At 55.6% G+C, this 349-nt stretch carries 1 protein-coding gene; it reads left to right on the forward strand.

The features are described from left to right. The coding region (locus GO013_RS16815) for a hypothetical protein (protein ID WP_163813199.1) at positions 1-254 on the forward strand (254 nt) is incomplete at its 5' end. Positions 255-349 lie beyond the last annotated feature (95 nt).

A 349-nucleotide genomic window follows, 5' to 3' on the forward strand; every position in this document is an offset into this window, starting at 1 on the left:
TTGCCTTTGCCGTGGATGTCCCGGATCGCACCGAGCGTCGGGACAATCTGGTCGTGCCAGCCTCTGGATTGACGGTTGTGTTTGACACACAATTTAACGTGGTGCCGTCTGTGGTGTGCCAGGTGGTTGGCGCTGTTGGTGGTGAGGACGTGGAGTTGACCGGCCTGTCTCAGACCGGTTGTGTAATTCGGGTTACAGACGCGTCCGGAGCCTATGCGGCGCGGACAATCAACTATATAGCTCAAGGCTACTAACATGCAAAAATCACTCTCTTTTACCGGTGCCCCTCTTGGTGGATCAGAGATGATCGCCGAGTTGCTTGGCATGTTGCAATCGCTGGCCAGTTGCC

The sequence above is a fragment of the Pseudodesulfovibrio sp. JC047 genome (assembly GCF_010468615.1).
Classification (GTDB): Bacteria; Desulfobacterota; Desulfovibrionia; order Desulfovibrionales; family Desulfovibrionaceae; genus Pseudodesulfovibrio.